The organism is Herbiconiux dendrobii (assembly GCF_052048175.1).
GTDB lineage: Bacteria > Actinomycetota > Actinomycetes > Actinomycetales > Microbacteriaceae > Herbiconiux.
Genome location: NZ_JBLZQV010000003.1, coordinates 804,522 through 826,405 on the forward strand (window position 1 = coordinate 804,522; position 21,884 = coordinate 826,405).

A 21,884-nucleotide genomic window follows, 5' to 3' on the forward strand; every position below is an offset into this window, starting at 1 on the left:
CCCGCCCGGCCGGTGGCGTCGGCCATCCGCCCCGGCCGTCCACGCCGTGCGGCCTGGCCCCCGAGCGGGGGTCGCCGCGTCTCCACGAGCGGTTCACCCGCGGTCCACCGCTCGTTCACGCCCCGGTCGCCTGAGCGCACTGGGCTGGACCACGGCATCCGGGGTGGATGCCCCCCTCGACATCGGAGCACACCATGACGAACACCACGCAGCCGGGCAGCCGCTCCCGGCGGAGCGCGCGCCCGGGACGCCGCGCCCTCATCCTGGCCTCGGCCGCCCTGATCACGGTCGCCGGAACGAGCATCCCGGCCGCCGCCTTCGCGGCCGACGGCGACCTCTCCACCAACGGCGGCGCCCAGCGCAACAGCGGCGACAAGACCGCCGACCTCCGCGCCTCGATCGTCGACGGCCCGGCGAAGAACGTCATCCTGCTGATCGGCGACGGCATGGGCGACAGCGAGATCACCATCGCCCGCAACTACGAGTACGGCGCCGCCGGCGAGCTCCCCGGCATCGACGCCCTGCCGCTGACCGGCCAGTACACCACCTACTCGCTCTACAAGGACGGCGAGAACAAGGGCAAGCCCGACTACGTGCCCGACTCGGCCGCCACCGGATCGGCCTGGGCCACCGGCACCAAGACCTACGACAACGCCATCTCGGTCGACATCGACGGCACGCCGCAGCAGACCCTGATCGAGATCGCCAAGGCGAACGGCCTGAAGACCGGCAACGTGTCGACCGCCGAGATCCAGGATGCGACGCCGGCGGTGCAGGCCGCCCACGTGGCCGCCCGCAGCTGCTACGGCCCCGACGGCGCGAGCTGCGGCGCCGACGCCCTCGCGGCCGGCGGGCTCGGCTCGATCAGCGAGCAGATCCTCGACACCCGCGCCGACCTCACCCTCGGCGGCGGCTCGGCCAGCTTCACGCAGACCGCGAAGGCCGGCCAGTGGAACGGCGAGACCCTGTTCGCGCAGGCCGAGGACCGCGGCTACCAGCTCGTCGACGACGCCGCCGGCCTCGCCGCGCTCACCGTCGCCGACCAGAGCGAGCCCGTGCTGGGCACGTTCACCCCCGGCAACTTCCCCACGCGCTTCGCCGCCACCACGGCCACCGTCGGCGGCGCCGACCAGGCACCCGTGACCTGCCAGCCGAACCCCGACCGCCTCGACACCGGCCTCTCGCTCGCCACGCTCACGGACAAGGCGATCGACCTGCTGAACACCGGCGACGACAAGGGCTTCTTCCTCCAGGTGGAGGGCGCCTCGATCGACAAGCAGGACCACGCGGCCAACGCCTGTGGCCAGATCGGTGAGACCATCGACCTCGACGAGGCCGTGCAGGCCGCGCTCGCGTTCGCCCGCGCCGACGGCAACACCATGGTGATCGTCACCGCCGACCACGCGCACACCAGCCAGATCGTCGACTCCACCCCGCCCGCCACCCTCAGCACCGCGCTGACCACGGCCGACGGCACCACGATGAAGGTGGCCTACGGCACCGCGGCGGCCGGCGGATCGCAGCAGCACACCGGCACCCAGCTGCGCATCGCGGGCTACGGCCCCGGTGCGGCACAGGTCGTCGGCCTCACCGACCAGAGCGACAACTTCTTCACCATCGCGAACGCGCTGCAGCTGGACCGCAACACGGCCGCGCTGAGTGCGGGAGCCACCGCCCAGGTCTCGGCCGGCACCGTCGAGCCCGGGGCATCCGTCACCGTCACCGGCTTCGGCTTCAACGGCGACCGCCAGCTGGGCGCCACCCAGGGCACCGACCCGCTCGGCTCGCAGGACGTCATCACCGGCGGCGCCGCGTTCGCGATCACCGCCCCGGAGGAGCTCGGCACCCAGACCGTGACCCTCACCGGCCGCCAGAGCGGCAAGACCGTCCAGGTGCAGTACACGGTGGCCGAGGCGGGAACGCCGACGTCGACCCCGAGCCCCACCTCCTCCGCCCCGGCGGGCGCGCTGCCGGGTGACGGATCGGGCAGCGGCACCCCGTCCGGAGGATCCGGCGCCTCGGCGCTGGGCGCGACCGGTGCGATCGTCGCCCCGATCGCCGCCCTCTCGGCCCTGCTGCTCGCCGCCGGCGCGCTGCTCGTGCTGCAGCGCCGCCGCCGCCACGCCTGATCGAACCCGCCGCACCCCGCACCACCCCGCACCACCCCGCCGACCCGTCAGTCAGTCCCGCTCCGAGCCTCGGAAAGCGGCACTGACTGACGGGTCGGCGTCTTCGTGCGAGGAGTACCGTGGGCGCATGACACGCTATGCCGCCCTCCTCCGCGGAGTGAACGTGAACGGGATCACCGTGAAGAGCGCCGAGCTGGCGGAGCTGTTCCGCGACCTCGGCTTCGAGTCGGTGAAGACCGTGCTGGCCTCGGGCAACGTGCTGTTCGAGACGGCACCGGATGCCGGTTCCGGCCCGGGAACGGATGCCGGCGAGAAGGCGCACGCCGCCCTCAAGGCCCGGATCGAGAAGGGCCTCCGCGACCGCTTCGGCTACGACGCCTGGATCGTGCTGGTCGACCACGCCGACCTCGCCGCCATCGTGGACGGGTACCCCTACGAGGAGGTCGAGGGCCTGCATCCGTATGTCGTCTTCGTGTCGGACGAGACCGTGGCCGACCGGGTCGCCGAGCGGGCGGCCGAGATCGACCCGGAGGCCGACGGCGAGCGCGCCGAGCCCGGCCCAGGAGTCGTCTACTGGGAGGTGCCGAAGGGCTCGAGCACCGACACCGCGTTCTCGAAGTTCCTGGCCAAGTCCGCGTTCAAGGCCACCACCACCACCCGCAACCTCCGCACCCTCCGCAAACTCCTCTGACCCTCCTCGCGACTAGGGGTGCTGGGCCTGGCGGGCGCGGTAGGCGATCACGTTCATGCGGTTGCCGCAGTTGCCGACGTCGCAGTAGCGCTTGGAGCGGTTGCGCGAGAGGTCGACCAGCACGGCCTCGCAGTCGGTGGCCTCGCACACCCGCAGGCGGTCGAGCGCGTCGCTGCGGATGACGTCGATGAACGCCATCGCCACCTCCACCCGCATGCGGGTCGCGAGTGGAGCATCCGCCTCGGTGGCGTGCAGGTGCCAGTCCCAGTCGCCGTGCCGCACGAGCTGGGGCAGCGCGCGGGCGTCGCGCAGGATGCCGTTCGCCAGCTCCACCGCCCCGTCGCGATCGAGCTCCCAGAACGTGCGGAACTCGGGCCGGAGAGCACGCACCGCGGTGAGTTCGGCCGCGTCGAGATCGCGTCGCCCGGAGTAGTCGTTGTCGTCGAGCAGGCGCTCGAGCTGGGTCAGATCCGACAGCGTGTCGGTGTCGTCGTTCGAGATCCCCGGCACGGAGTTCACCAGCGCCGCCGCGAACGCGAGGGTCGCCTCGGTGTCATAGGTGAAAACCATGTTGACTCCTGACATCGCGGATGAGTAGTGTCACTAGCGTAACCGCAGTTGACTCCTGACACGAAGGGCGAGTCCCGATGGTGAACGCATGAGCAGCTCCCCGGCCGAAGCCGCCGCCGTCGAGCCGCTGCCGGCCGCCCCGCGTTCCGGTCGTTCCGGTCGGTCCGGTCGGTCGGGGCGCGGCGCCGACCTCCCGGTCTCGCGCCGCAGCTCCGGCCTCATCCTGGCCCTCGTCGCCGCGGCCGCCTTCGGAACCAGCGGTCCGTTCGTGAAGCCACTGCTCGACGCCGGCTGGTCGCCCTCGGCCGCGGTCGCCGTGCGGGCCGGCGCCGGCGGGCTGGTGCTGCTCGTCCCCGCGCTGATCGCCCTGAACGGCCGGTTCCGGATGCTCGCCGCGGCCTGGAAGCTCATCCTCGTCTACGGCCTGATCGCCGTCATCGGCGCCCAGGTGTTCTACTTCGCCTCGATCAGCTACCTCCCGGTCGGCATCGCGCTGCTGATCGAGTACACCGCACCCATCCTGCTGGTGCTGCTGGCCTGGGCGCGCACCCGCATCCCGCCGGCCGCGCTCACCATCGTGGGCGCGGTGCTCAGCGTGGCAGGGCTCGCGCTCGTCATCGACCCCTCGGGCGCCGGCGGGATCGACCCTCTGGGGCTCGTGTTCGCGCTGCTCGCGGCCGTCTGCCTGGCGGGCTACTACCTCATAGCCGCTCTGCCGACCGGGGGGCTGCCCTCGGTCACACTGGTGAGCGCGGGGCTGATCGTGGGCGCCGTCGCCCTCACCCTCGTGGGGCTCACGGGGCTGGTGCCGCTCACGGTGTCGTTCGAGCCGGTGACGCTCCCGGTGGTGGGCGAGGTGTCGTGGATGGTGCCGATGGGGGTGGTCGTGATCGTCGCGACGGCCTTCGCCTACCTGGCGAGCATCCTGGGCGCGGTGCGGCTCGGATCGCGCGTGGCGTCGTTCGTGGGGCTGGTGGAGGTGCTCTTCGCGGTGCTGTTCGCGTGGCTGCTGCTCGGTCAGGTTCCCACGCTGCTGCAGGCACTCGGCGGGGCGCTGATCGTGGCGGGCGTGGTGTTCGTGAAGCTCGAGCGGCGGCCGGATCCGCTTCCCTGATTCCGGGGCGGCTCCCCCGGCGGCCGAAGCGGGGTACGGTCACTGGCAGAGGGACCGAGCCGATGAAGGGGATCGCCGTGACGTCACCGTACAACCCGCAGACCTACTCGCAGGGCGGCCCGCAGGGGAACCCGCCGGGCGGCCTGGGCAGCCCGGGCGGCCCGGGCGGCCCGCAGGCCTATGCCGCCGCACCGCCGCCCACCCGGCTCGCGCCGAACCCGCTCGGCCTCGCCTCGCTCGTCGTGGGTGCGATCGGGCCGCTGCTCGGCGCGCTGTTCCTGATCATCCAGGCCGTGTCGCTCGGCTCGGGCGGAACCGACGCCTTCCAGGTGATCGGCTCGATCGGCAACGTGCTGAGCGGCCTGGTGGCCGTCGCGGCGCTGGTGCTCGGCCTCGTGGCGATCACCCGTCGCGGACGGTCGAAGACCCTGGCGGCCGCGGGCATCGCCCTCGGCGCCTCGGGCCTCGTGGGAGTGCTGAGCGTGCTGCTGTACGGCGCCGTGTTGAGCCTGGTCTACTGAGGCTCGGCGGCGCCGCCCGGCGGAGGGGGTCTCCGTCTAGTGGAAGGCGGCCTGGGCCGAGGCCTCGAGCGCGGCCTGCGCCAGCTCGAGCCGGTCGAAGCGGCCGAGCGCCCGGCCGCTCACCGCGGTGGCCATGAAGCCGTCGTGCCACCGCTCCGAGATGATGCCGACGGGTCGCCCCTGCGCATCCTTCGCCACCCACAAGCCGGGCTGCGCACAGCGCCAGACAATCTCCGTCGATTCCGTCATGCCTCCGGTCTACCGCGGCCGCCCCGCGCGGCAAGGGGCTTGACGCGGACCCCCGCGGCACCCGTCCCTTCGGCGCCCACCCACCGCCCCTCGGCAGAAGTCGCCGCCACCCGCCGCCCACCACCGCCACTTGGCAGAAGTCGCCGCTTTTACGTGCGACTTCGCAGAAGTCGTGGCAAGTCACGGGAGGGTCGGCGCGCTCCCACCGCCACTTGGCAGAAGTCGCCGCTTTCGAGCGCGACTTGGCAGAAGTTGTGGCAAGTCGCGGGCGGGTAGGCGCGCTCCCACCGCCACTTGGCAGAAGTCGCCGCTTTCGAGCGCGACTTGGCAGAAGTTGTGGCAAGTCGCGGGCGGGTAGGCGCGCTCCCACCGCCACTTGGCAGAAGTCGCCGCTTTTACGCGCGACTTCGCAGAAGTCGTGGCAAGTCACGGGAGGGTTGGCGCGCTCCCACCGCCACTTGGCAGAAGTCGCCGCTTCTACGCGCGACTTCGCAGAAGTCGTGGCAAGGCACGGGAGGGTTGGCGCGCTCCCACCGCCACTCGGCAGAAGTCGCCGCTTTTACGCGCGACGTGGCAGAAGTTGTGGCAAGGCGCGGGAGGGTAGGCGCGCTCCCACCGCCACGCGGCAGAAGTCGCCGCTTTCGGGCGCGGCTTGGCAGAAGTTGTGGCAAGTCGCGGGGGGGTAGGCGCGCTCCCACCGCCACGCGGCAGAAGTCGCCGCTTTCGGGCGCGACTTGGCAGAAGTTGTGGCAAGTCGCGGGAGGGTAGGCGCGCTCCCACCGCCACTTGGCAGAAGTCGCCGCTTTCGGGCGCGACTTGGCAGAAGTTGTGGCAAGTCGCGGGAGGGTAGGCGCGCTCCCACCGCCACTTGGCAGAAGTCGCCGCTTTCGGGCGCGACTTGGCAGAAGTTGTGGCAAGTCGCGGGAGGGTAGGCGCGCTCCCACCGCCACTTGGCAGAAGTCGCCGCTTTCGGGCGCGACTTGGCAGAAGTTGTGGCAAGTCGCGGGGGTGGAGGGGCACGCGGGCGGAGGCGCGCGGGCGCGGGGCGCGGGCGGAGGGGCCCGGGGGCGGAGGGGCGCGCGGGGCGGGGGCTACTCGGCGAGGGTGGCGAGGTAGTCGGCGAAGCCGCCGGGTGCTCGGCCCGCGACCCGCGCCGAGGTGACCGCCGGGGCGCCACGCAGGTCGACGATGCCGCCCGCCTGCCCGGCCAGCGGACCGCGCTCGTCGACGATCCGCTGCACCGCCGCCACCAGCCCGATGTCCTCGTGCACCGTCAGCGGCGCGAAGCCGCCGGCGCGCCGGTACACGTCGGCCCGCACACCGAGGTTGGCGCCGAACACATGGCGTTCGCCCAGCGGATGCGCCCGGTCCCAGGCGTCCAGCGCGTGCGGGGCGAGCTCGGCCGGGTGCGGCACGACCCGGCCGAGCGCCAGCAGGGCACCCGATCGCGCGGCCCGCAGCTGGTCGAGGAGCCAGGAGGCGGGCACCCGGGTGTCGGCATCGGTGCCGCAGATCCAGTGCCGCCGGGGCGCGACATCCGGAGCCGTTCGCAGCAGGTGCTCGACGCCCGCCGCCCGCGCCGCGCCGACGGCCGCGAACGACACCTCGAGCAGCTCGATCTGGTCGCCGAAGGAGTGCGCGATGTCGCGCGACCGGTCGGTGCAGGCATCGAGCACCACCACGACCCGGCACGGCAGCCCGGGCTCACGCTCGCGGAGCCGGTCGCGGCCGGCCAGCACGGCCTCGATCGCGGAGCCGATCCGCTGCTCCTCGTCGCGGGCGGGCATGACGACATCGATCGCGCCGATCACACGATCCCCTCCCGCGCGGCCACCGAGACGGCCGGCGCCGGCACGAAGACCTCGAGCACGAAGTCCTCCTCCCGGTGCTGCACGAGCAAGTCGAGCCCGCTGCGCTCGCGTACGACGGCGTGCACCGAGTCGCCGGTCTGGGTGCGCCCGGCCACCGGATGCCGCCAGTGGCAGCACACCAGGGCCCCGCCGGGCTCGAGCGCGCCGGTCATCCGGTCGATCAGGGCGAGCAGTTCGTCGTCGTCGAGGTAGTAGCCGAGTTCGGAGAGCACCACGAGGTCGAAGCCGCCCTCCGGCCACTGCTCGGGCGCCCGCATCCGCTCGAACGCCGCGGTGGGCAGGTCGCGATTGCGCTCCCGGGCGTGTTCGACGGCCACGGTCGACACGTCGATGCCGAGGAAGGACTCCGAGCGCAGGGCGAGCTCCCGCGAGAGCACACCGGTCGAGCAGCCGATCTCCAGCGTGCGTCGCGCCGAGCGCTCGGGGAGGGCGGCGAGCAGCGCGGACCGTTTGCGCTGCTCGTACCAGCGCGTCTCGAAGCCCCAGGGGTCGGGGTCGCCCGCGTGCAGCGCGTCGAACCCGGCGCCCCCGTCGTCGGCGAGGTGCAGCGGGTCGACGGCGGGCGGCTCCGCTGCGGGGGCGGGGCCGGGGTCGGAGTCGGGGCCGGGGTCGGAGTCGGGGCCGTCGTGGCCCGCTGGTCCGCTGCCGGTCGTCGCGTCTGCACCGCCGTCGGGCCCCGCGTCCTCCAGCCCGGCGCCCTCGACGAACAGCTCCGCGTCGCGCTCGAAGTGCTCGAGCACGGACGGCGCGAGCAGCACCTCGTCGCCCGGCAGCCCGCTGAGCGGCCGCACCTGGCTGACGTGACGCCCGAGCGCCCTGCTCTTGGCCTCGCGCACGGCGTCGTCGAGCGGCACCGTGATCATCGCGCCCCACGGCACCGCCGCGTCGTCGGGCCGCGCCCAGTGCCACAGCCAGATCGGGTAGCCGAGCAGACGCGCTCCCCGGCGCGCGGCGGCCTCACCCGCGGCGACGGCGGCGGCCCGGTGGTCGGGGTGCCGGTCGCCCGCCCACGGCGCCACCACGAGCACACCCGACGGCGCGCCGGACAGGTCTCCGGGCCCGGGCCCCTCGGCAGGCTCGGGCGTCGGCGCAGCCGGCGCCTCGGGTGCAGACGCACGATCCGGCGCCAGCACCTCGTCCAGCGCGGCGGCGAGCGCGGCGGTGTTCGAGGGCTCGGCGAGCCGGCCGTCCGGCAGCCGCAGGAACGAGACGGCGGCGCCGGGGTCGAGCTCGGCCACCGCGGCGACCGTCTCGGCCTCCCGCACGCGCCCCAGCCCGGCGGGCGTGACCGTCGGGGAATCCGGATGCGACGCCTCGCCCGAGGTGGCCACGACCACCGAACTGCGCACCCCCGCGGCGTAGGCACGGGCGAGCAGGCCGCCCGCCCCCAGCGTCTCGTCATCCGGATGCGCCGCGACCACCACGAGGTGCTCGATGCCCGCGAAGTCGGCGGTGCGGAATCCGGGCAACGGATGCCGCGACAGCGCATCGCGCCAGGCCGCCTCCGGGGTGCCCTCGTCGAAGTGCGTGAAGTCGGTCATGAGCGGCTCCCGGGTCGGGTGGTCGGTGTCGGTGTCAGCGGCTGCGGCGAGCCCAGGGCGGAGAGCAGGCGGCCCGCCCGCACCTCGTCGCGCGCTCCGTGGTCTTGCCTCAGGTACAGCGCGAGGTCGGACACCCGAGCGGCGTACGCCTCGTCGAGCGCCAGCGGTGCCGGCCCCAGGGCCGCGGCCGCCTCGGCCAGCACGGCCTCGCACTCGCGCCGCACCACCGAGCGGGTGAGCTGCGCGAGCAGAGCGGCCTGCTCCGGAGACGGAGACGGAGATGGCGCCGGCGCCACCGACGCCCCCGCGGCAGCCCCGTCCGCCTCGACCCCGGACCGCTCCCCCGATGCCGCGTCGATCGCCCGCGCCGCCGAGGCGAGCGCGGCGCCGGCCGCCTGCACCGAGGCCGCGACCCGTCCGGCGTGCAGCCGGCCGATGTCGTCGTCCTTCCGCCGTGCCGCGTCGAGCACCCGCCGCGCCACCCCCACGGCGCCGCCGAACCAGCAGGCGGCCACGCCGATGCCGCCCCACTCGAATCCGGCCCGGGACAGGTACCAGCCGGCATCGCCCACGGCCACGGCGCGCACCGCGTGGAAGTCGGTGGGTCCGCTCGGGATCGTCGGCAGCCCGCGCCCCACCCAGGCCTCCGGATGCGCCCGGACGCCCGGCTGTTGCAGGGCCACGGCGAACAACCGGCGCTCGCCAGCGGCGTCAGCGGCACCAGCGGCACCAGCGGCACCCTCGGGCCGCTCCACGACGGCGCTCACCAGCGCATGGCTCAGCACCCCCGCGAGGGAGCACCACGGCTTGGTGCCGCTCAGCTGCCAGCCGCCGGCATCCGGAACCGCCGTGAGGCGCAGGCCAGGAGCCTCGGCCGCGAACACCCCCCAGGTGCTCGACGCATCCACCCCCAGCCCCGCGAGGCCCGGCAGCGGCGAACCGGCGTCGCGCAGCTCGTGCAGGATGGCCAGCGCATCCAGGTGCGGCTCCACCACGCGCGCCACCGAGACGTCGCCCACGGCGAGCGTCGCGAGCAGTTCGAGGCGTTCCCGAGTACGACCCGAGGCCGGCGGCGCGACCTGGTCGCCGAGCGCGCGGGCCAGCGCGAGGCCCCCGTCGACGCCGGTCGCGCCGTGCACGCCCGCGGCCTGCGACGAGCGCTCCGCCCACGCGGCCAGGGCTGAGGCCTGCGGATGCGCCGGGCCGGGCACGGCGAGTGCCGTCAGATCGAGATCGCCCAGGGATACGCCCGTCATGATCTCATCCACCCGTTCCGTATCGCACCCGTTCCGTATCGCCGTCCTCGGCTCATCGTGACCCGGTTGCGCGGTTGCGCCAACCCCTTGACACCTCGACGCACGTCCCGGAAACGCGGAACCGCCCCGGTCGTGTGGCCGGGGCGGTTCGGAATCGAGCGGGAAATGCGTCGCCTAAGCGCGCACCTTCTTCATCGAACCCGATGAGATCTGCACTGTCATATCGACTCCTTCCGAAGGGGAGTGTCCATCACACACCCGATCCGCGCCGGAGTCAACCTCTGCGGGTCAGTCGAGCGCGGCCTGCACCACGAGACGGCCCGACCGCAGGTCGACGGTGTGCGGACCGAGCTGCACGAAGAGCGGCCACACGGCCGGGTCGATGGGGTGGTGCTCGGTGCCGGCCAGGGAGAAGACGATCGTGGGCAGCGGACGCCCGTCGTGGGCCGCCGACCGCGTGCCGGCCGACTGGAACAGGAGTTCGAGCGCCGGCGCGGGGGCGGAGACCGGCGCCGACGCCACACACAGCCACACCAAGGCGAGCAGGGTGCGCCGCTGCTCGGGGCGCAGATCGGCGGCGAGCACGCCGGGATCGGTCACCCGCACGGTGCGGCTCAGGTGCCCCGACTCGGAGACCGCGATCTGCAGCCAGGACTGCTCGTGGTCGGCCATCAGCGCCCGCCGCAGCTGGTCGCCGAGCTCCCGCGCCTCGGCGGCCGTCACCGCGTCGATCGGGCGTCCGGCGGGTATGGCGGCCACGGCGGCGAGCAGCCGCTCGGCGTCGGAGTCCATCCGCCGGAGCTCGGAGACCGCGAGCACGCCGTGCCCCACGGCGGGCGCGGCCACGAGGCTGTCGGCCACCGCGTGATCGATCAGCCGGCCGATGTGCCGGTCGATCACCTGGATCATCGACACACCGGCCAGCACCGGGGCGAGCCCCAGCAGCACCGCGGTGACGCAGGCTGAAAGGCTCTCCGCACCGAGGGTCGCGCCCGTGATGATCAGAGCCGCTCCGCCCGCCGCGAGCACCGAGGCGCCCTCCAGGCTCCGCCGCAACGGCTGATGGGGGAGGCTCGCGAACAGGCAGCCGCCGAAGCCGATCGTGGCCGTGGGGTACAGCAGAGTCGATCCGCTGTCGGCCAGGAACCCCGCGAGGTCGAGTCCGAGTGCCGTCACGCCCACGGCCAGCACCGCATACGTCACGCGGGGCGAGAGCGCGCCGCCGGTGCGGCGGGCGGTCAGCACCACGAGGGCGAACGCGACCGCGAGCAGCACCCAGGCCAGCGCCGAGGATGCCCGCGCAGGATCGTCCGTCCACGACCAGGCCAGAGACGCGAGACCGCGCACCATCAACAGGCCGCCGATGAGGGCGAAGCCGAGGCCGAGGTGGCCGGCGCTCACATTGCGGTCCTGCCGCAGCCGGGTGCGAAGCCGGCCGAGCGTGGCCGAGCCGGCGCGGTTCGCGCGGGCGAGCTGGTCGAGCGACGTGGTGAACGAGCTCATCGGGGCACCTCCAGAAGCACGGTGGTTCCCCGGCCGGGCGAGGAGAAGATGCGGGCCGAGCCGCCGGCCGCGCGCATCCGGGCCTCCACGGATTCCGCGATGCCGAGGCGCCCCACCGGCACGCGCTCGCGGTCGAAGCCCACACCGGCGTCGGTCACCACGGCGCGCACGGCTCCGTCGAGCCGGCTGACGGTGACCTCGGCGCTGTGCTCCCCCGAATGCCGTCGCACGTTCTCGAGGCACTCGGCCGCGGCGCGCACGAGCGCTTCACGGCGGGCCGGGGCCGCCTCGAACACCCGCTCCCCGTGCCAGGCCACCGTGAAGCCGTGGGCGGCGCACCAGGCGTCGACACCGGTCCACGGATCGGCGAGGGACGATCCGGCTCCCCCCACCACCTGCGCTCCGCTCACGCCTCCGTCGCCACCGCTCCCGTCACGGTCCCGGCGCACCCCCGGAACGACGCCGGCACCGCCCGCGCCCGCCGCGCTCCCGCTGCCACCCCCGGCGCGCAGCTGCGCGAGCTGTGCACTGTCCGCCGCCGCCTGCGCGCGCAACGCGGCGGCATCCACCCCGCGCCCCTCGTGGGCGATGAGCGTGAGCGTGGCGAGCACCGTGTCGTGCATCATCCGGGCGCCGTAGCGGAGCTCGGCCTCGGCCTCGGTCGACCGGCGTTCCTCGGCGAACCCCTGGCGCAACCGCTGCCGCCCGAGCTCCGCCCCGCGCTCGCTGCGGGTCAGCCAGATGCCCGCACAGGTCATGCCCGCCCAGCCGCCCACGATGGCCAGCACCACGAAACCCACCCGGCCGAAAGGAGCGCTGGCGAGCGCCGCGAGCGCGATCACCGGCAGCATCGCCACGGCCGCGACCACCGGCAGCTCCCGGCGGTGCCCGAACGCCACCAGCAGCGAGGAGATGGTGGCCGAGGCGATCGTGGTGGCGGTGGAGATCGTCGACGGGGTGTCGGCCTCGGCTCCCGGAAGCAGGAACGCGGCCAGGGCGAGCAGCCCGCCGGCGTAGGCGACGCCGGCCCACACCATCCCGTGCCGGCTGGGCAGCAGCGAGAACCCGAGGATCACCACCACGAGCGCCGCCAGCACCGGCAGGTACATGCCTGTGGTGGACAGACCCGGGATGACCAGGTTCACCGCCGAGGCGAGGGCGAACACGATCCCGAAGCGGCGGGCGCAGATCATGCCGAGCCGCCCCCGTTCGGCGGCCTCCGGAAGCCCTCCGGCAGGAACCGGACCGGGGATGCTCACCTCCACGACTCTCGGCTGACGTCGGTGCGGCTCACGAGTACGAAGATAGCCGCTGGCCTAGGCTTGTCCAGACCCGATCTCCAGAACGCCGGCACCCGAACCGGACGGAAGGACGTGACGAGCGTGGCTGCAGTGACGAATCAGCGCCCCGGCCGGATCCGGCTGGCCCTCGTCGACGACCATCGGATGCTGCTCTCCGCGCTCAGCGGCTGGATCACCGGGGCGGCCTCCGACATCGCCGTGGTGGCCGCGGTGACGACCTGGACCGACCTGCTCGCGCATCCGGAGTTCCCGGTGCACGTGGTGCTGCTCGACCTCGACCTGAAGGACGACCTGCCGATCTCGGTGAAGCTGCGCGCGCTCGAGACGGCGGGCGTGAAGACGGTGGTGATGAGCACCTATTCCGAGCCCGTGGTGGTGCGCGAGGCCCTCGCGGGCGGGGCCAGCGGCTACCTCGTGAAGAGCGAGAGCGCCGACACGATCGTGCTGGCCGTGCGCGCGGCGCTGGCCGGCGAGCGCTTCCTCTCGCCCCGCCTCGGGATGCAGCTGCAGAGCGTGCGCGCGATGCCCGAGCTCTCGGCGCAGGAGCGCCAGGTGATGGCCCTCTACGCCGGCGGCGAGTCGGCCAAGCGCATCGCCACGCAGCTCGGCATCACCGAGTACACGGCCAAGGCCGACCTGCGCCGCATCCGCCTGAAGTACCGCACGGCGGGCATCGACGTGAGCTCGAAGGTCACCATCCGCACCCAGGCCATCCTCGACGGGCTCATCGTGCCGGGAGAGGACCGGCCGAGCGGATCGTGGTGACCACGTCGGCGAGCTGCGGCTCGCGCGGCGCCGAGCCGAAGCCGAAGCGCACGGGCGGGTCGAGGGCGGCGAACGCGCCGAGCGACAGCCCCTCGAAGGAGGCCTCCGCCCAGGCGATCTCGCGCAGTGCGGTGACGCCGTAGAACTCGCGGCGGCCGCCTCCGGCCGTGCCCGCGGTGCGCACGCCCGGCATGAGCCGGGAGGCGAGCGGATCGAGCGCTGCAAGCCAGCGCGGGTCGGTCGCCAGCGGGCGCGGCACCGAACGCAGCAGTCTGCCGAGGCCGGTGACGGCGCCGATGCGCAGGCGCGCGTGGAAGAGAGGTCCGGATGCGCCCGGCTCGCCCGCCGGGTCATCCCGGCCGGCGACCACCTCGAGCCCGCCCTCGATGCGCCGGCTGCGCACCGGGAGCACGCGTACCTCGTCGAAGGTGTAGGTGGCGGCGATGTAGTCGGCCACCTCCTCGCGTGGTGCCAGCAGCATCCGGTGCCCGTCGGCGTCTTCGAGCATCACGTCGGCGAACGCTCCCAATGGTGAGTCGTGCCACATCCCGATCACGACGCGCATGCCCGCGGAGGTGCCGAACCCCGCGATCCGCCCCGAGAAGCGCTCGTCCCTTCGGGTGGCGAGGGTGGGGCGCATCAGCGGCCCACCCGGCGGTCGGGCTCGGTCTGGGCGCGCACGTGGATGCGCTCGCCGTCGCGGTTGAAGATGCACATCAGCTCGACCTCCTCGCCGTCGGCGCTGCCCAGCCAGTGCGGCACCCGGGTGGCGAACTCGGCGGCCTCACCGGCACGCAGCACGAGGTCGTGCTCGCCGAGCAGCAGTCGCAGCCGCCCCTTCAACACGTACACCCATTCGAAGCCGTCGTGCACGCGCAGGGAGGGTTCCTCGAGCCGGGCCGGCAGGATCATCCGCACCGCCTGGTTCTGCGACGACTCCCCCGAGAGCTGGTGCATGACCCGCCCGTCGGAGCGCACCGTGCGCGAGTGCACCCGGGGGTCGGGCACGGCGTCGCTGACGAGTTCGTCGATCGAGGTCTCGAGGGCGGCGGCGAGCGGGATGAGCAGCTCGAGGTTGGGCTGGCGCTTGCCGGACTCCAGGCGCGAGATCGTGCTGGCGGAGATGCCGGTGGTCTCGCTCAACTCGGCGAGCGTGAGGGCGCGGTCGAGCCGGGCGGCGCGCAGGCGGGCGCCGATCCGCTCGGCCGTGGGTGCCGTCTGCGGGGTCGTCATATTGCCATTTCAGCACATCCGTTTGCCGATTTCCATCCTAGCCGCGACAGTGGAGTCATGACCGAAGACACCCTGCAAGACACCGTGACCGAACAGCCCTGGGACGTCGTGATCGTGGGAGGCGGAGCCGCCGGACTGAACGCCGCCCTGGTGCTCGCCCGCGCCCGCCGCCGCGTGATCGTGGTCGACGCCGGTGCACCCCGCAACCGCTTCGCCGCGCACCTGCACGGCTTCCTCACCCGCGACGGCATGTCCCCCCTCGAGCTGCTCGAGCTCGGCCGCGCCGAGGTGCTCGGCTACGGCGCCACCATCCTCACCGGCCGAGCCGTCACCGCCACGGGCGAGGCCGGCGCCTTCGACGTGACGGTGGAGACGGATGCCCCCGCCTCCACCCGCGTGCTGCGCGCCCGCCGTCTCCTCATCGCCACCGGCCTCCGCGACGAGCTCCCCACCATCCCCGGTCTCGCCGAGCAGTGGGGCCGTGGCGCGGTCGCCTGCCCCTACTGCGACGGCTGGGAGTCCCGCGACAAGCGGATCGGCGTGCTCACCACGTCACCGCTGAGTGCTCACCAGGCCACCCTCGTGCGTCAGTGGAGCGCCGACGTCATCGTCATCGGCCCCGCCGTCGCCGACTTCGCCCCCGAGATCCGGGCCGGCCTGGAGGCCCGGGGCACCCGGGTCATCCCCACACCCGTCACCGAGGTCCTGTCCGACCCCGAAGGCACCCTCACCGGCGTCGCCCTCGCCGACGGCACCACCGTCCCCCTCGACACCCTCTTCGTCGGCTCCCGCCTCATCCCGAACGACGACCTCCTGCAGCAGCTCGGTGCCACCACCACCGACACCCCCCTGGGCCCCTGGACCACCTCCGACCCCACAGGCCTGACCTCGATCCCCGGCCTCTACGTGGCCGGCAACTCCGCCACGGCCCACCTCCTGGTAATAGCCGCAGCAGCCTCAGGCCTCACAGCAGCCACAGCAATCAACGCCGACCTGGTAACCACCGAAACCGCACAAGCCGTAGCCGCCCACTCCCACTCCCCCAAGTCGGCCTAGCTCACCCCCCGTACGTACAACGCAGCCTTCGGGTGTGGGATTCGACTCCAGCCGCCTTTGAGCTCCGCTCAATCCTAAGGCTGGAGTCGAATCCCACACCCGAAGGCGTCCCCACACCCGAAGGCGTCACACCCGAAGGCCTCCCCACACGATCACCCCTGAGCGATGACCGACACCTCGTTCCACTCCTCCCACGTAGCAATCCGAGACTCGTAATCGGCCTTCGCGATCCCGAGAGGAGCCGTCCCGAAGAACACCCGAAGCGGCGGTTCCTCCGCATCCACGACCCGCAAGATCGCAGCCGCCGACGCCTCGGGATCCCCGGGCGTCGCGTTCCGCTGCTTACGCCCCTCGGCGACCTTCTCGTGCAGCGCGGCATACGCCTCGAGCGGCTCGGAGGTCTTCGACGACGACCCGCTCCAGTCGGTGCTGAACCCGCCGGGCTCGATCAGCGTGACGTGGATGCCGAACCCTTCGACCTCCTGCGCGAGCGACTGCGAGAAGCCCTCCAGCGCCCACTTGGAGGCGTGGTAGATGCCGACCAGCGGGAACGCCGAGATGCCGCCGATGGAGGACACCTGGATGATGTGGCCGCTGCCCTGTTCGCGGAGGTACGGCAGCGCCGCCTGGGTGACCCAGAGCGCACCGAAGACGTTGGTCTCGAGCTGGGCGCGAGCCTCCTCCTCGGTGATCTCCTCGACGAAGCCGAAGTGGCCGTACCCGGCGTTGTTGACGACGATGTCGAGGCGGCCGAACCGCTCGTGCGCTTCGGCCACGGCGGCGAAGTCGGCCTCGCGGTCGGTCACGTCGAGCTTCAGCGGCAGGATGCGGTCGCCGTACTTCTCGACGAGGTCGTCGAGCGAGGCGGTGTCGCGGGCGGTGGCGGCCACGCTGTCGCCGCGCTCGAGGGCGGCGATCGCCCACTCCCGGCCGAAGCCGCGGGATGTTCCGGTGATGAACCAGACCTTCTGAGTCATGTGAGTCCTTTCGAACGGATGCCGGCGGTCAGTCGCCGCCGACTCCAGCATCAACCCGACCGGGCCCCGGCCGCTTCCCCGATTCCGTTCACATCAGCGAACTATCAGGCGGTCACCCGCTCTCGGCCCCGCGCGCTCGCCTCATCCGCTCCGCTTGCGCCGCGCCCGCCCCGTTCTGGGGTGACCGGCAGCCGGATCCGCGTACCCGCCCGCCAATACACTGACCGCAAAGCGAGGGGGAGGCCATGGCGGGTACAGCCGGCAGTGCGGGCACGGACACGGCGGCACGGATGCCGAACCGGCGCCTGCTGATCGCCATCCTGATCGGGGTCATCCCGCTCAGCCAGTTCCCGATCGACGTCTATTCGCCGGCGATCCCGCGCATGGTGACCGAGCTCGGCAGCACGACCGACGTCATCCAGAACACGGTGTCGGCGTACGTGCTCGGCATGAGCCTCGGGCTCCTGCCCGTCGGCATCATCGCCGATGCCCGCGGCCGTAAATCCACGCTGCTGGTGTGCCTGGCCATCCTGGTGCTCGCAAGTCTCGGCATCGCCGCGACCTCGGAGGTGTGGCTGCTGCTCGTGCTGCGCTTCGTGCAGGGGGTGGGCGGATGCGCGTGCATGGTCGTCGTCTACGCCATCGCGGCCGACACCTCGCGCGGCCCCCAGCTCACCGCTCTCTCGGGGTGGCTCGGCGCCTCCTGGGGGCTGGCGCCGGTGATCGCACCGGCGATCGGTGGGGCGCTCGTGCAGTTCACCTCGTGGCGGCTCATCTTCGTGCTGATCGCGGTGCTGGCGACGATCGCCGCTCTCGTGGTGTGGCGACTGCTGCCGGAGACACTGGCTCCCGCGAAGGCGACGCCGATCCGGCCCCGGGCCATCGGAGGCGTGCTCGCGGGCGCCCTGCGGCAGCGCCTCTTCGTGGGTCTCACGCTGATGTTCGCCGTCTTCGCGACCGCGCAGCTGCTGTTCAGCGTGCAGGCGCCGCCGGTGTTCGAGGACGTGCTCGGCCTGCCACCGGCCGCCTACGGGGTGATCGCGCTGCTGGTGGGGGCCGCGAACCTGGGCGGCGAGCTCGCCACCGGCTCGCTGGCCACCCGCGTGTCGGCGCGCACCCTGGGCTTCTCGGCCTTCGCCGCCTTCATGATCGGAACCCTCGTCCTCCTGATCAGCGGCCTCACGGTGGGCCCCGACATCGTGCTGATCACGATCGGCGGCATGTTCGCGCTGCTCGGCTGCGGCGTGCTCTGCCCGCTCGCCTACGGATTGGCGCTGGGCCTGTTCAGCCGCAACCTGGGTCTGATCGGCGGCCTCACGAGCGCCGTCTGCTACCTGGTGGTGGCCATCGCGATGGGCGCGGCATCCGGCCTGCCCGACGACAGCCAGACCCCGCTCGCCTTCATCTACCTGGGCTGCGCGGTCGTCGGCGCCCTGCTGCTCGTGCTCTGCCTGCCCAGGAATGCCCGCGCCCCGCACGCCACCCCCGCCTGAGCGCCCGTCGAGCGCGGCGTGGACATCACCGGCGGTTCAGCCGGGAGTCGGCCGAGAGCACGAGCGCGTCGGGAGGGGCGGGCGTACGGTGAATTCCGTTCTGACCGAAGGAGTCCTCATGCCCAAGCCCCTCGTCTTCCTCGTCGTCACCGCCGTCGGCGTGACCGCCTATGTGCTCGGTTCGAAAGCCGGCACCTCCCGCTACAAGGAGATCAGCCACACCGCCAAGAAGCTGTGGGACGACCCGGCCGTCAAGAAGGCCCGCGCCAAGACCTACAAGCACGCCGAGAAGGCCGCCAAGAAGGCGGCGAAGAAGCTGGGCGTCTAGCCCCGGCCGGGCCGCCGCACGAACTCGGCGAACTCGTCGAGAACCTCGGCGCGGCGGCTCACCACGATGAAGTGCCCCTCGCCCGGGTATGACCTGAGTCGGGCATCCGGCAGCCGGTCGACGAGGGCCTCGGCCCAGGCCGCGGGGATCAGCTGGTCGGCGTCGCCCTGATGCACCACGACCGGCACCCGCACGTCCTCCGGACGGAAGCCCCAGGGCCCCACGAACGCGTGGTATTCCTCCACCCCACCGCGCGCATCCGCCATGCCGTCGGCGACGGCGCCCGCGAACCAGTGCGGTTCACGCGCCAGGACGGCGGCGTCGCTGGCATCCAGCGCCCGCCCGGAGACGCGCGCCACGAAGCGCGGGAAGCGCTGCGAGAGCACGCGGCTCGCGGCGAACATCGCCCGCGCCACGAGCGGGGCCCGCGCGGAGAGCCGCGCCATCGTGGCATCCGTGCGGTTCAGCTCGGCGAAGGTCGCCGGATCGTCGAGCGGCAGCGCGCCCGCCACCACCACGACGCGCTCCACGCGCTCGGGGAACGCGTGCCCCACGGCGAGCGCGTACTGCCCGCCCTCCGACCAGCCGGTCACGCCGAAGCGCGAGACGTCTAGGCCGAAACCCTCCAGATGGTGCAGCAGGGCGGCGAGGTCGTCGCGCACCCAGTCCCGCATCCGGTGCCCGGGCCGGCGCGAGGTACCCCCGATGCCGGGTCGGTCGGGCGAGACCAGCGCGATGCCGCGCTCCCGGGCCGTGGCGTCGGCGATGCCGGCATCCAGCCCGCTCATCAGCCCGCCGTGGCAGCTGATCACCACGAAGCCCCGCGGATCCCCGAACACCCGGTAGGCGAGGTGGCGCCCGTCGTCGAGGGTGATGGTGTGTAGGGACGCCACGCTCTGCACGATACAGCCGTTGGCCGCGGAGTGATCACCCGCGGATCACGACCGGCCGTCGATACAGTGGAAGCCGGTGCGGAGGCCTCCGCATCGAGCGACGAAGGGATGCGGGATGAGCACGGTCGACGATGTGAACGGGATCCTCGGCGAGGCCGATCTGCAGATGAACGAGGGCAAGGCGTCGGTGCTGCACCGATTGAACGTCGACCCGCGCTGGTCGATCGCCGACAAGAACTTCGACGCCATCGCGCAGGCGTTCCAGCTGATGGCGGAGCGTATCGACGAGCTCGAGGCGAAGCTCGCCGCGCGCTGAGCGGCCTCGGGTGCGCCGGCCGGGCAACGCCTCCCGACCGGGCGGGCGGGCGGGCCCGAGGGCGGCTCAGGTGGCGAGCAGGCGCGCCCGCTGCTCCTCGACGTCGTAGTCGGCCTCGGGCCACTCGAGATCCATCGCCGTCAGCGCCTCCTCGAGCAACTGCTGCACGGCCAGCGCCGAGTACCACTTGTGGTCGGCCGGAACCACGTGCCACGGCGCCCACGCGGTGTTCGTCGCGGCGAACGCGGCCTCGTACGCCTCTTGGAACCGCGGCCAGAGTGCGCGGTCGTCGACGTCGCCCGGGTTGAACTTCCAGTGCTTGTCGGAACGGTCCAGCCGCCGCAGCAGCCTGTTCTTCTGCTCGTCGCGCCCGAGGTGCAGAAACACCTTCAGCACCGTCGTGCCCGAGTCGGCCAGCGTCTTCTCGAAGGCGTTGATCTGGGCGTAGCGATCGGTGATCGCCTCGGCGGAGAGGGTGCCGTGCACCCGCGGCACCAACACGTCTTCATAGTGCGAGCGGTCGAACACGCCGATGTGCCCGGCCGCCGGCAGCTGCTTCTCGATCCGCCAGAGGAACGGATGCGCGAGCTCCTCCTCGGTGGGCTTCTTGAAGGCGTGGTGCGCGATGCCCTGCGGGTCGACCGATCCGGCCACCCGCTTGACGACCCCGCCCTTGCCCGCCGTGTCCATGCCCTGCAGCACGATCAGCACCGAGCGCTCGCCGCCGAACAGGCTGGTCGCGAACAGCTTCTCCTGCAGCGTGGCGAGGGATCGCGCCGTGCCCTCGAAGAGCTCCTCGCCCGCCTGCTTGTCGACGGCGCCCGGGGTGCGCCCCGTGGGGATCCCGGCGAGTTCCAGCGGGGTGACGGCACGCAGCCGGTCGCTCCAGGCGGTCTGGGAGGCGGAATGCTTCGTCACGCGGTTCTCCTGGGTTCGGTGGTCGTGGGGGTGGCCTGGGCGGTGGTCATCCGTCGTCCCCCTCGAGGGAGCCGCCGACGACGTCTTGCAGCCCGACCAGCTCCGATCCCTCGGAGGCCGGATCGCTCGTGGTGATCAGCCAGCGGTTGCCCACCAGGAAGGGCTGGGGCTCGTCGCTCGCCGCCGAGCGCGCGACCACGGCCTCCACGGCGGTCTGGTCGGGGAAGACGAAGATGCCGATCTTCGACTCCTGGCACCAGCCCCCGCTGCCGGCGTCGAGGGTAGCGGGTGTCCAGGTGGCGCAGGGGTACCCCTGGCTCACCGTGTCGCGCAACTGCTCGACGGTGTACGCGGGGAGCGCGGGCGTGGGTTCGGGCGGCGCGGCCGGCACCGAGGTGGTGCGCACGTCGGTGGAGGCACCGGGCGACGCGGAGGGTGCACCCGCATCCGTCACCGTCCCGGCGGTGCAGCCGGCCAGCGCGAGAGCACCCGCCAGGGCGGCAGCCGGAGCGAACGCGGCGCGAGCCCGCGTGCGGCCTCCGGGCGCACTCATCACAGCGGCACCGTCACGGTCATGGGGGCGACCTTACTCCTCGTCGGCATCCGGATGGGAGGCACTGTCCCACCGCACGGCGCCCCGCCCCGTCTCGCCCAGCACGTCGCCGGGATTCCGCAGCCCGCACGTGGCCAGGCTCAGGCAGCCGCAGCCGATGCAGCCGTCCAGCTCGCTGCGCAGGTGCTGCAGGTCGGCGATCCGGGCATCCAGCTCGCTGCGCCAGCGGGCCGAGATGCGCACCCAGTCGGCGCGAGTGGGGGTGCGGGCATCCGGCAGCGATTCCAGCGCCGCACGGATCTCGGCGAGCGAGATGCCCACCCGCTGGGAGGTGCGGATGAACGCGATGCGTCGCAACACGTCGCGGCGGTAGCGGCGCTGGTTGCCGGCGGTGCGCTCGGAGGCGATCAGCCCGTTCTGCTCGTAGAACCGCAGGGCGGAGACGGATGTGCCGCTGCGTTCTGCGAGCTGGCCGATGGCGAGCAGGTTGCGGCCTGGATCCAAGCTGGGCATACGGTGTCATCTCCTTGACCTCGACTGTACTTGAGGTTCTACGGTGGAGTCATGACTGAATACACGCTGCCGGACCTGCCGTACGACTACGCC

The 21,884-nt window shown here is 72.8% G+C and carries 23 protein-coding genes; 9 read left to right on the plus strand and 14 right to left on the minus strand.

Annotation, left to right across the window (positions count from 1 at the left end; translation table 11 throughout):
* Positions 1-194: 194 nt before the first annotated feature.
* Positions 195-2,129, plus strand: a complete 1,935-nt coding sequence (gene phoA / locus ACN4JJ_RS12805; RefSeq protein ID WP_440710264.1) for an alkaline phosphatase — start codon at positions 195-197, stop codon at positions 2,127-2,129.
* Between the two features lie 127 nt (positions 2,130-2,256).
* The gene (locus ACN4JJ_RS12810) at positions 2,257-2,820 is read left to right on the plus strand and encodes a DUF1697 domain-containing protein (RefSeq protein WP_440710265.1); all 564 of its coding nucleotides are present in this window, start codon (positions 2,257-2,259) and stop codon (positions 2,818-2,820) included.
* A 12-nt stretch (positions 2,821-2,832) separates the two neighbouring features.
* On the opposite strand, the gene ACN4JJ_RS12815 is transcribed toward ACN4JJ_RS12810, so the two are convergent.
* Positions 2,833-3,390 (minus strand): CGNR zinc finger domain-containing protein, encoded by a 558-nt coding sequence (locus tag ACN4JJ_RS12815; protein ID WP_440710266.1) that lies wholly within the window; start codon positions 3,388-3,390, stop codon positions 2,833-2,835.
* Between the two features lie 88 nt (positions 3,391-3,478).
* On the opposite strand from ACN4JJ_RS12815, the gene ACN4JJ_RS12820 reads away from it, so the two are divergent.
* On the plus strand, positions 3,479-4,504 hold the full coding sequence (locus tag ACN4JJ_RS12820; protein ID WP_440710267.1) for an EamA family transporter: 1,026 nt from the start codon (positions 3,479-3,481) through the stop codon (positions 4,502-4,504).
* A gap of 77 nt (positions 4,505-4,581) precedes the next feature.
* Positions 4,582-5,025, plus strand: coding sequence for a hypothetical protein (locus tag ACN4JJ_RS12825; RefSeq protein WP_440710268.1), 444 nt, complete (start codon positions 4,582-4,584; stop codon positions 5,023-5,025).
* 36 nt (positions 5,026-5,061) lie between these two features.
* On the opposite strand, the gene ACN4JJ_RS12830 is transcribed toward ACN4JJ_RS12825, so the two are convergent.
* The 6 genes from ACN4JJ_RS12830 to ACN4JJ_RS12855 form a co-directional block, all read right to left on the minus strand.
* Positions 5,062-5,274, minus strand: a complete 213-nt coding sequence (locus ACN4JJ_RS12830) for a hypothetical protein (protein WP_440710269.1) — start codon at positions 5,272-5,274, stop codon at positions 5,062-5,064.
* Positions 5,275-6,365: 1,091 nt separating this feature from the next.
* A complete protein-coding gene (locus ACN4JJ_RS12835) occupies positions 6,366-7,085 on the minus strand; it encodes a glycosyltransferase family 2 protein (RefSeq protein WP_440710270.1) in 720 nt (239 codons plus the stop codon).
* Positions 7,082-8,686 (minus strand): PIG-L family deacetylase, encoded by a 1,605-nt coding sequence (locus ACN4JJ_RS12840; RefSeq protein ID WP_440710271.1) that lies wholly within the window; start codon positions 8,684-8,686, stop codon positions 7,082-7,084. The genes ACN4JJ_RS12835 and ACN4JJ_RS12840 overlap by 4 nt, the downstream gene beginning before the upstream one ends.
* On the minus strand, positions 8,683-9,942 hold the full coding sequence (locus ACN4JJ_RS12845) for an acyl-CoA dehydrogenase family protein (RefSeq protein ID WP_440710272.1): 1,260 nt from the start codon (positions 9,940-9,942) through the stop codon (positions 8,683-8,685). The genes ACN4JJ_RS12840 and ACN4JJ_RS12845 overlap by 4 nt, the downstream gene beginning before the upstream one ends.
* Positions 9,943-10,230: 288 nt before the next feature.
* Complete coding sequence (locus ACN4JJ_RS12850; protein ID WP_440710273.1) at positions 10,231-11,445, minus strand: hypothetical protein; 1,215 nt, start codon at positions 11,443-11,445, stop codon at positions 10,231-10,233.
* A complete protein-coding gene (locus ACN4JJ_RS12855; RefSeq protein WP_440710274.1) occupies positions 11,442-12,704 on the minus strand; it encodes a sensor histidine kinase in 1,263 nt (420 codons plus the stop codon). Before ACN4JJ_RS12855 ends, ACN4JJ_RS12850 begins: the two co-directional genes overlap by 4 nt.
* Before the next feature lie 123 nt (positions 12,705-12,827).
* Between ACN4JJ_RS12855 and ACN4JJ_RS12860 the strand changes: the two genes are divergently transcribed.
* On the plus strand, positions 12,828-13,511 hold the full coding sequence (locus ACN4JJ_RS12860) for a response regulator (protein WP_440710275.1): 684 nt from the start codon (positions 12,828-12,830) through the stop codon (positions 13,509-13,511).
* On the opposite strand, the gene ACN4JJ_RS12865 is transcribed toward ACN4JJ_RS12860, so the two are convergent.
* Both ACN4JJ_RS12865 and ACN4JJ_RS12870 read right to left on the minus strand, forming a co-directional pair.
* Positions 13,471-14,151, minus strand: coding sequence for a hypothetical protein (locus ACN4JJ_RS12865; RefSeq protein ID WP_440710276.1), 681 nt, complete (start codon positions 14,149-14,151; stop codon positions 13,471-13,473). The two genes, ACN4JJ_RS12860 and ACN4JJ_RS12865, sit on opposite strands and share 41 nt — an antisense overlap.
* Positions 14,151-14,744: a helix-turn-helix domain-containing protein gene (locus tag ACN4JJ_RS12870; protein ID WP_440710277.1), complete on the minus strand. Its 594-nt coding sequence runs from the start codon at positions 14,742-14,744 to the stop codon at positions 14,151-14,153. The genes ACN4JJ_RS12865 and ACN4JJ_RS12870 overlap by 1 nt, the downstream gene beginning before the upstream one ends.
* A 57-nt stretch (positions 14,745-14,801) precedes the next feature.
* Between ACN4JJ_RS12870 and ACN4JJ_RS12875 the strand changes: the two genes are divergently transcribed.
* Positions 14,802-15,800: an NAD(P)/FAD-dependent oxidoreductase gene (locus tag ACN4JJ_RS12875; RefSeq protein WP_440710278.1), complete on the plus strand. Its 999-nt coding sequence runs from the start codon at positions 14,802-14,804 to the stop codon at positions 15,798-15,800.
* Positions 15,801-15,952: 152 nt separating this feature from the next.
* Here ACN4JJ_RS12875 and ACN4JJ_RS12880 read toward each other — a convergent pair whose 3' ends face one another.
* Positions 15,953-16,777 carry an SDR family oxidoreductase gene (locus ACN4JJ_RS12880; protein ID WP_440710279.1) on the minus strand — a complete coding sequence of 275 codons (825 nt, stop codon included), beginning with the start codon at positions 16,775-16,777 and terminating at the stop codon, positions 15,953-15,955.
* 245 nt (positions 16,778-17,022) lie between these two features.
* On the opposite strand from ACN4JJ_RS12880, the gene ACN4JJ_RS12885 reads away from it, so the two are divergent.
* Together ACN4JJ_RS12885 and ACN4JJ_RS12890 are read left to right on the plus strand one after the other, a co-directional pair.
* Positions 17,023-18,270, plus strand: coding sequence for a multidrug effflux MFS transporter (locus tag ACN4JJ_RS12885; protein WP_440710280.1), 1,248 nt, complete (start codon positions 17,023-17,025; stop codon positions 18,268-18,270).
* 118 nt (positions 18,271-18,388) lie between these two features.
* Positions 18,389-18,598, plus strand: a complete 210-nt coding sequence (locus ACN4JJ_RS12890) for a hypothetical protein (protein WP_291057308.1) — start codon at positions 18,389-18,391, stop codon at positions 18,596-18,598.
* On the opposite strand, the gene ACN4JJ_RS12895 is transcribed toward ACN4JJ_RS12890, so the two are convergent.
* On the minus strand, positions 18,595-19,491 hold the full coding sequence (locus ACN4JJ_RS12895; RefSeq protein ID WP_440710281.1) for an alpha/beta fold hydrolase: 897 nt from the start codon (positions 19,489-19,491) through the stop codon (positions 18,595-18,597). The genes ACN4JJ_RS12890 and ACN4JJ_RS12895 overlap by 4 nt on opposite strands.
* Positions 19,492-19,606: 115 nt before the next feature.
* On the opposite strand from ACN4JJ_RS12895, the gene ACN4JJ_RS12900 reads away from it, so the two are divergent.
* Entirely contained in the window at positions 19,607-19,807 is a 201-nt protein-coding gene (locus ACN4JJ_RS12900; RefSeq protein WP_440710282.1) for a hypothetical protein, read from the plus strand.
* Between the two features lie 66 nt (positions 19,808-19,873).
* Here the strand turns inward: ACN4JJ_RS12900 and ACN4JJ_RS12905 are convergent, their stop codons facing one another.
* From ACN4JJ_RS12905 to soxR, 3 genes are read right to left on the minus strand one after another with little or no spacing between them, the layout of a single operon-like run.
* Positions 19,874-20,725, minus strand: a complete 852-nt coding sequence (locus ACN4JJ_RS12905) for a PPK2 family polyphosphate kinase (protein WP_440710283.1) — start codon at positions 20,723-20,725, stop codon at positions 19,874-19,876.
* Between the two features lie 46 nt (positions 20,726-20,771).
* Positions 20,772-21,278 (minus strand): hypothetical protein, encoded by a 507-nt coding sequence (locus tag ACN4JJ_RS12910; protein WP_440710284.1) that lies wholly within the window; start codon positions 21,276-21,278, stop codon positions 20,772-20,774.
* 33 nt (positions 21,279-21,311) lie between these two features.
* Positions 21,312-21,791, minus strand: coding sequence for a redox-sensitive transcriptional activator SoxR (gene soxR / locus ACN4JJ_RS12915; protein WP_440710285.1), 480 nt, complete (start codon positions 21,789-21,791; stop codon positions 21,312-21,314).
* Between the last annotated feature and the right edge of the window lie 93 nt (positions 21,792-21,884).

Excerpts from the sequence above, each read along its gene's own strand:
- phoA (WP_440710264.1), top strand. The coding sequence starts at position 195 with ATGACGAACACCACGCAGCCGGGCAGCCGCTCCCGGCGGAGCGCGCGC.
- ACN4JJ_RS12810 (WP_440710265.1), top strand. The coding sequence starts at position 2,257 with ATGACACGCTATGCCGCCCTCCTCCGCGGAGTGAACGTGAACGGGATC.
- ACN4JJ_RS12815 (WP_440710266.1), bottom strand. The coding sequence starts at position 3,390 with ATGGTTTTCACCTATGACACCGAGGCGACCCTCGCGTTCGCGGCGGCG.
- ACN4JJ_RS12820 (WP_440710267.1), top strand. The coding sequence starts at position 3,479 with ATGAGCAGCTCCCCGGCCGAAGCCGCCGCCGTCGAGCCGCTGCCGGCC.
- ACN4JJ_RS12830 (WP_440710269.1), bottom strand. The coding sequence starts at position 5,274 with ATGACGGAATCGACGGAGATTGTCTGGCGCTGTGCGCAGCCCGGCTTG.
- ACN4JJ_RS12840 (WP_440710271.1), bottom strand. The coding sequence starts at position 8,686 with ATGACCGACTTCACGCACTTCGACGAGGGCACCCCGGAGGCGGCCTGG.
- ACN4JJ_RS12845 (WP_440710272.1), bottom strand. The coding sequence starts at position 9,942 with ATGACGGGCGTATCCCTGGGCGATCTCGATCTGACGGCACTCGCCGTG.
- ACN4JJ_RS12850 (WP_440710273.1), bottom strand. The coding sequence starts at position 11,445 with ATGAGCTCGTTCACCACGTCGCTCGACCAGCTCGCCCGCGCGAACCGC.
- ACN4JJ_RS12865 (WP_440710276.1), bottom strand. The coding sequence starts at position 14,151 with ATGCGCCCCACCCTCGCCACCCGAAGGGACGAGCGCTTCTCGGGGCGG.
- ACN4JJ_RS12870 (WP_440710277.1), bottom strand. The coding sequence starts at position 14,744 with ATGACGACCCCGCAGACGGCACCCACGGCCGAGCGGATCGGCGCCCGC.
- ACN4JJ_RS12875 (WP_440710278.1), top strand. The coding sequence starts at position 14,802 with ATGACCGAAGACACCCTGCAAGACACCGTGACCGAACAGCCCTGGGAC.
- ACN4JJ_RS12880 (WP_440710279.1), bottom strand. The coding sequence starts at position 16,777 with ATGACTCAGAAGGTCTGGTTCATCACCGGAACATCCCGCGGCTTCGGC.
- ACN4JJ_RS12885 (WP_440710280.1), top strand. The coding sequence starts at position 17,023 with ATGGCGGGTACAGCCGGCAGTGCGGGCACGGACACGGCGGCACGGATG.
- ACN4JJ_RS12890 (WP_291057308.1), top strand. The coding sequence starts at position 18,389 with ATGCCCAAGCCCCTCGTCTTCCTCGTCGTCACCGCCGTCGGCGTGACC.
- ACN4JJ_RS12900 (WP_440710282.1), top strand. The coding sequence starts at position 19,607 with ATGAGCACGGTCGACGATGTGAACGGGATCCTCGGCGAGGCCGATCTG.
- ACN4JJ_RS12910 (WP_440710284.1), bottom strand. The coding sequence starts at position 21,278 with ATGAGTGCGCCCGGAGGCCGCACGCGGGCTCGCGCCGCGTTCGCTCCG.
- soxR (WP_440710285.1), bottom strand. The coding sequence starts at position 21,791 with ATGCCCAGCTTGGATCCAGGCCGCAACCTGCTCGCCATCGGCCAGCTC.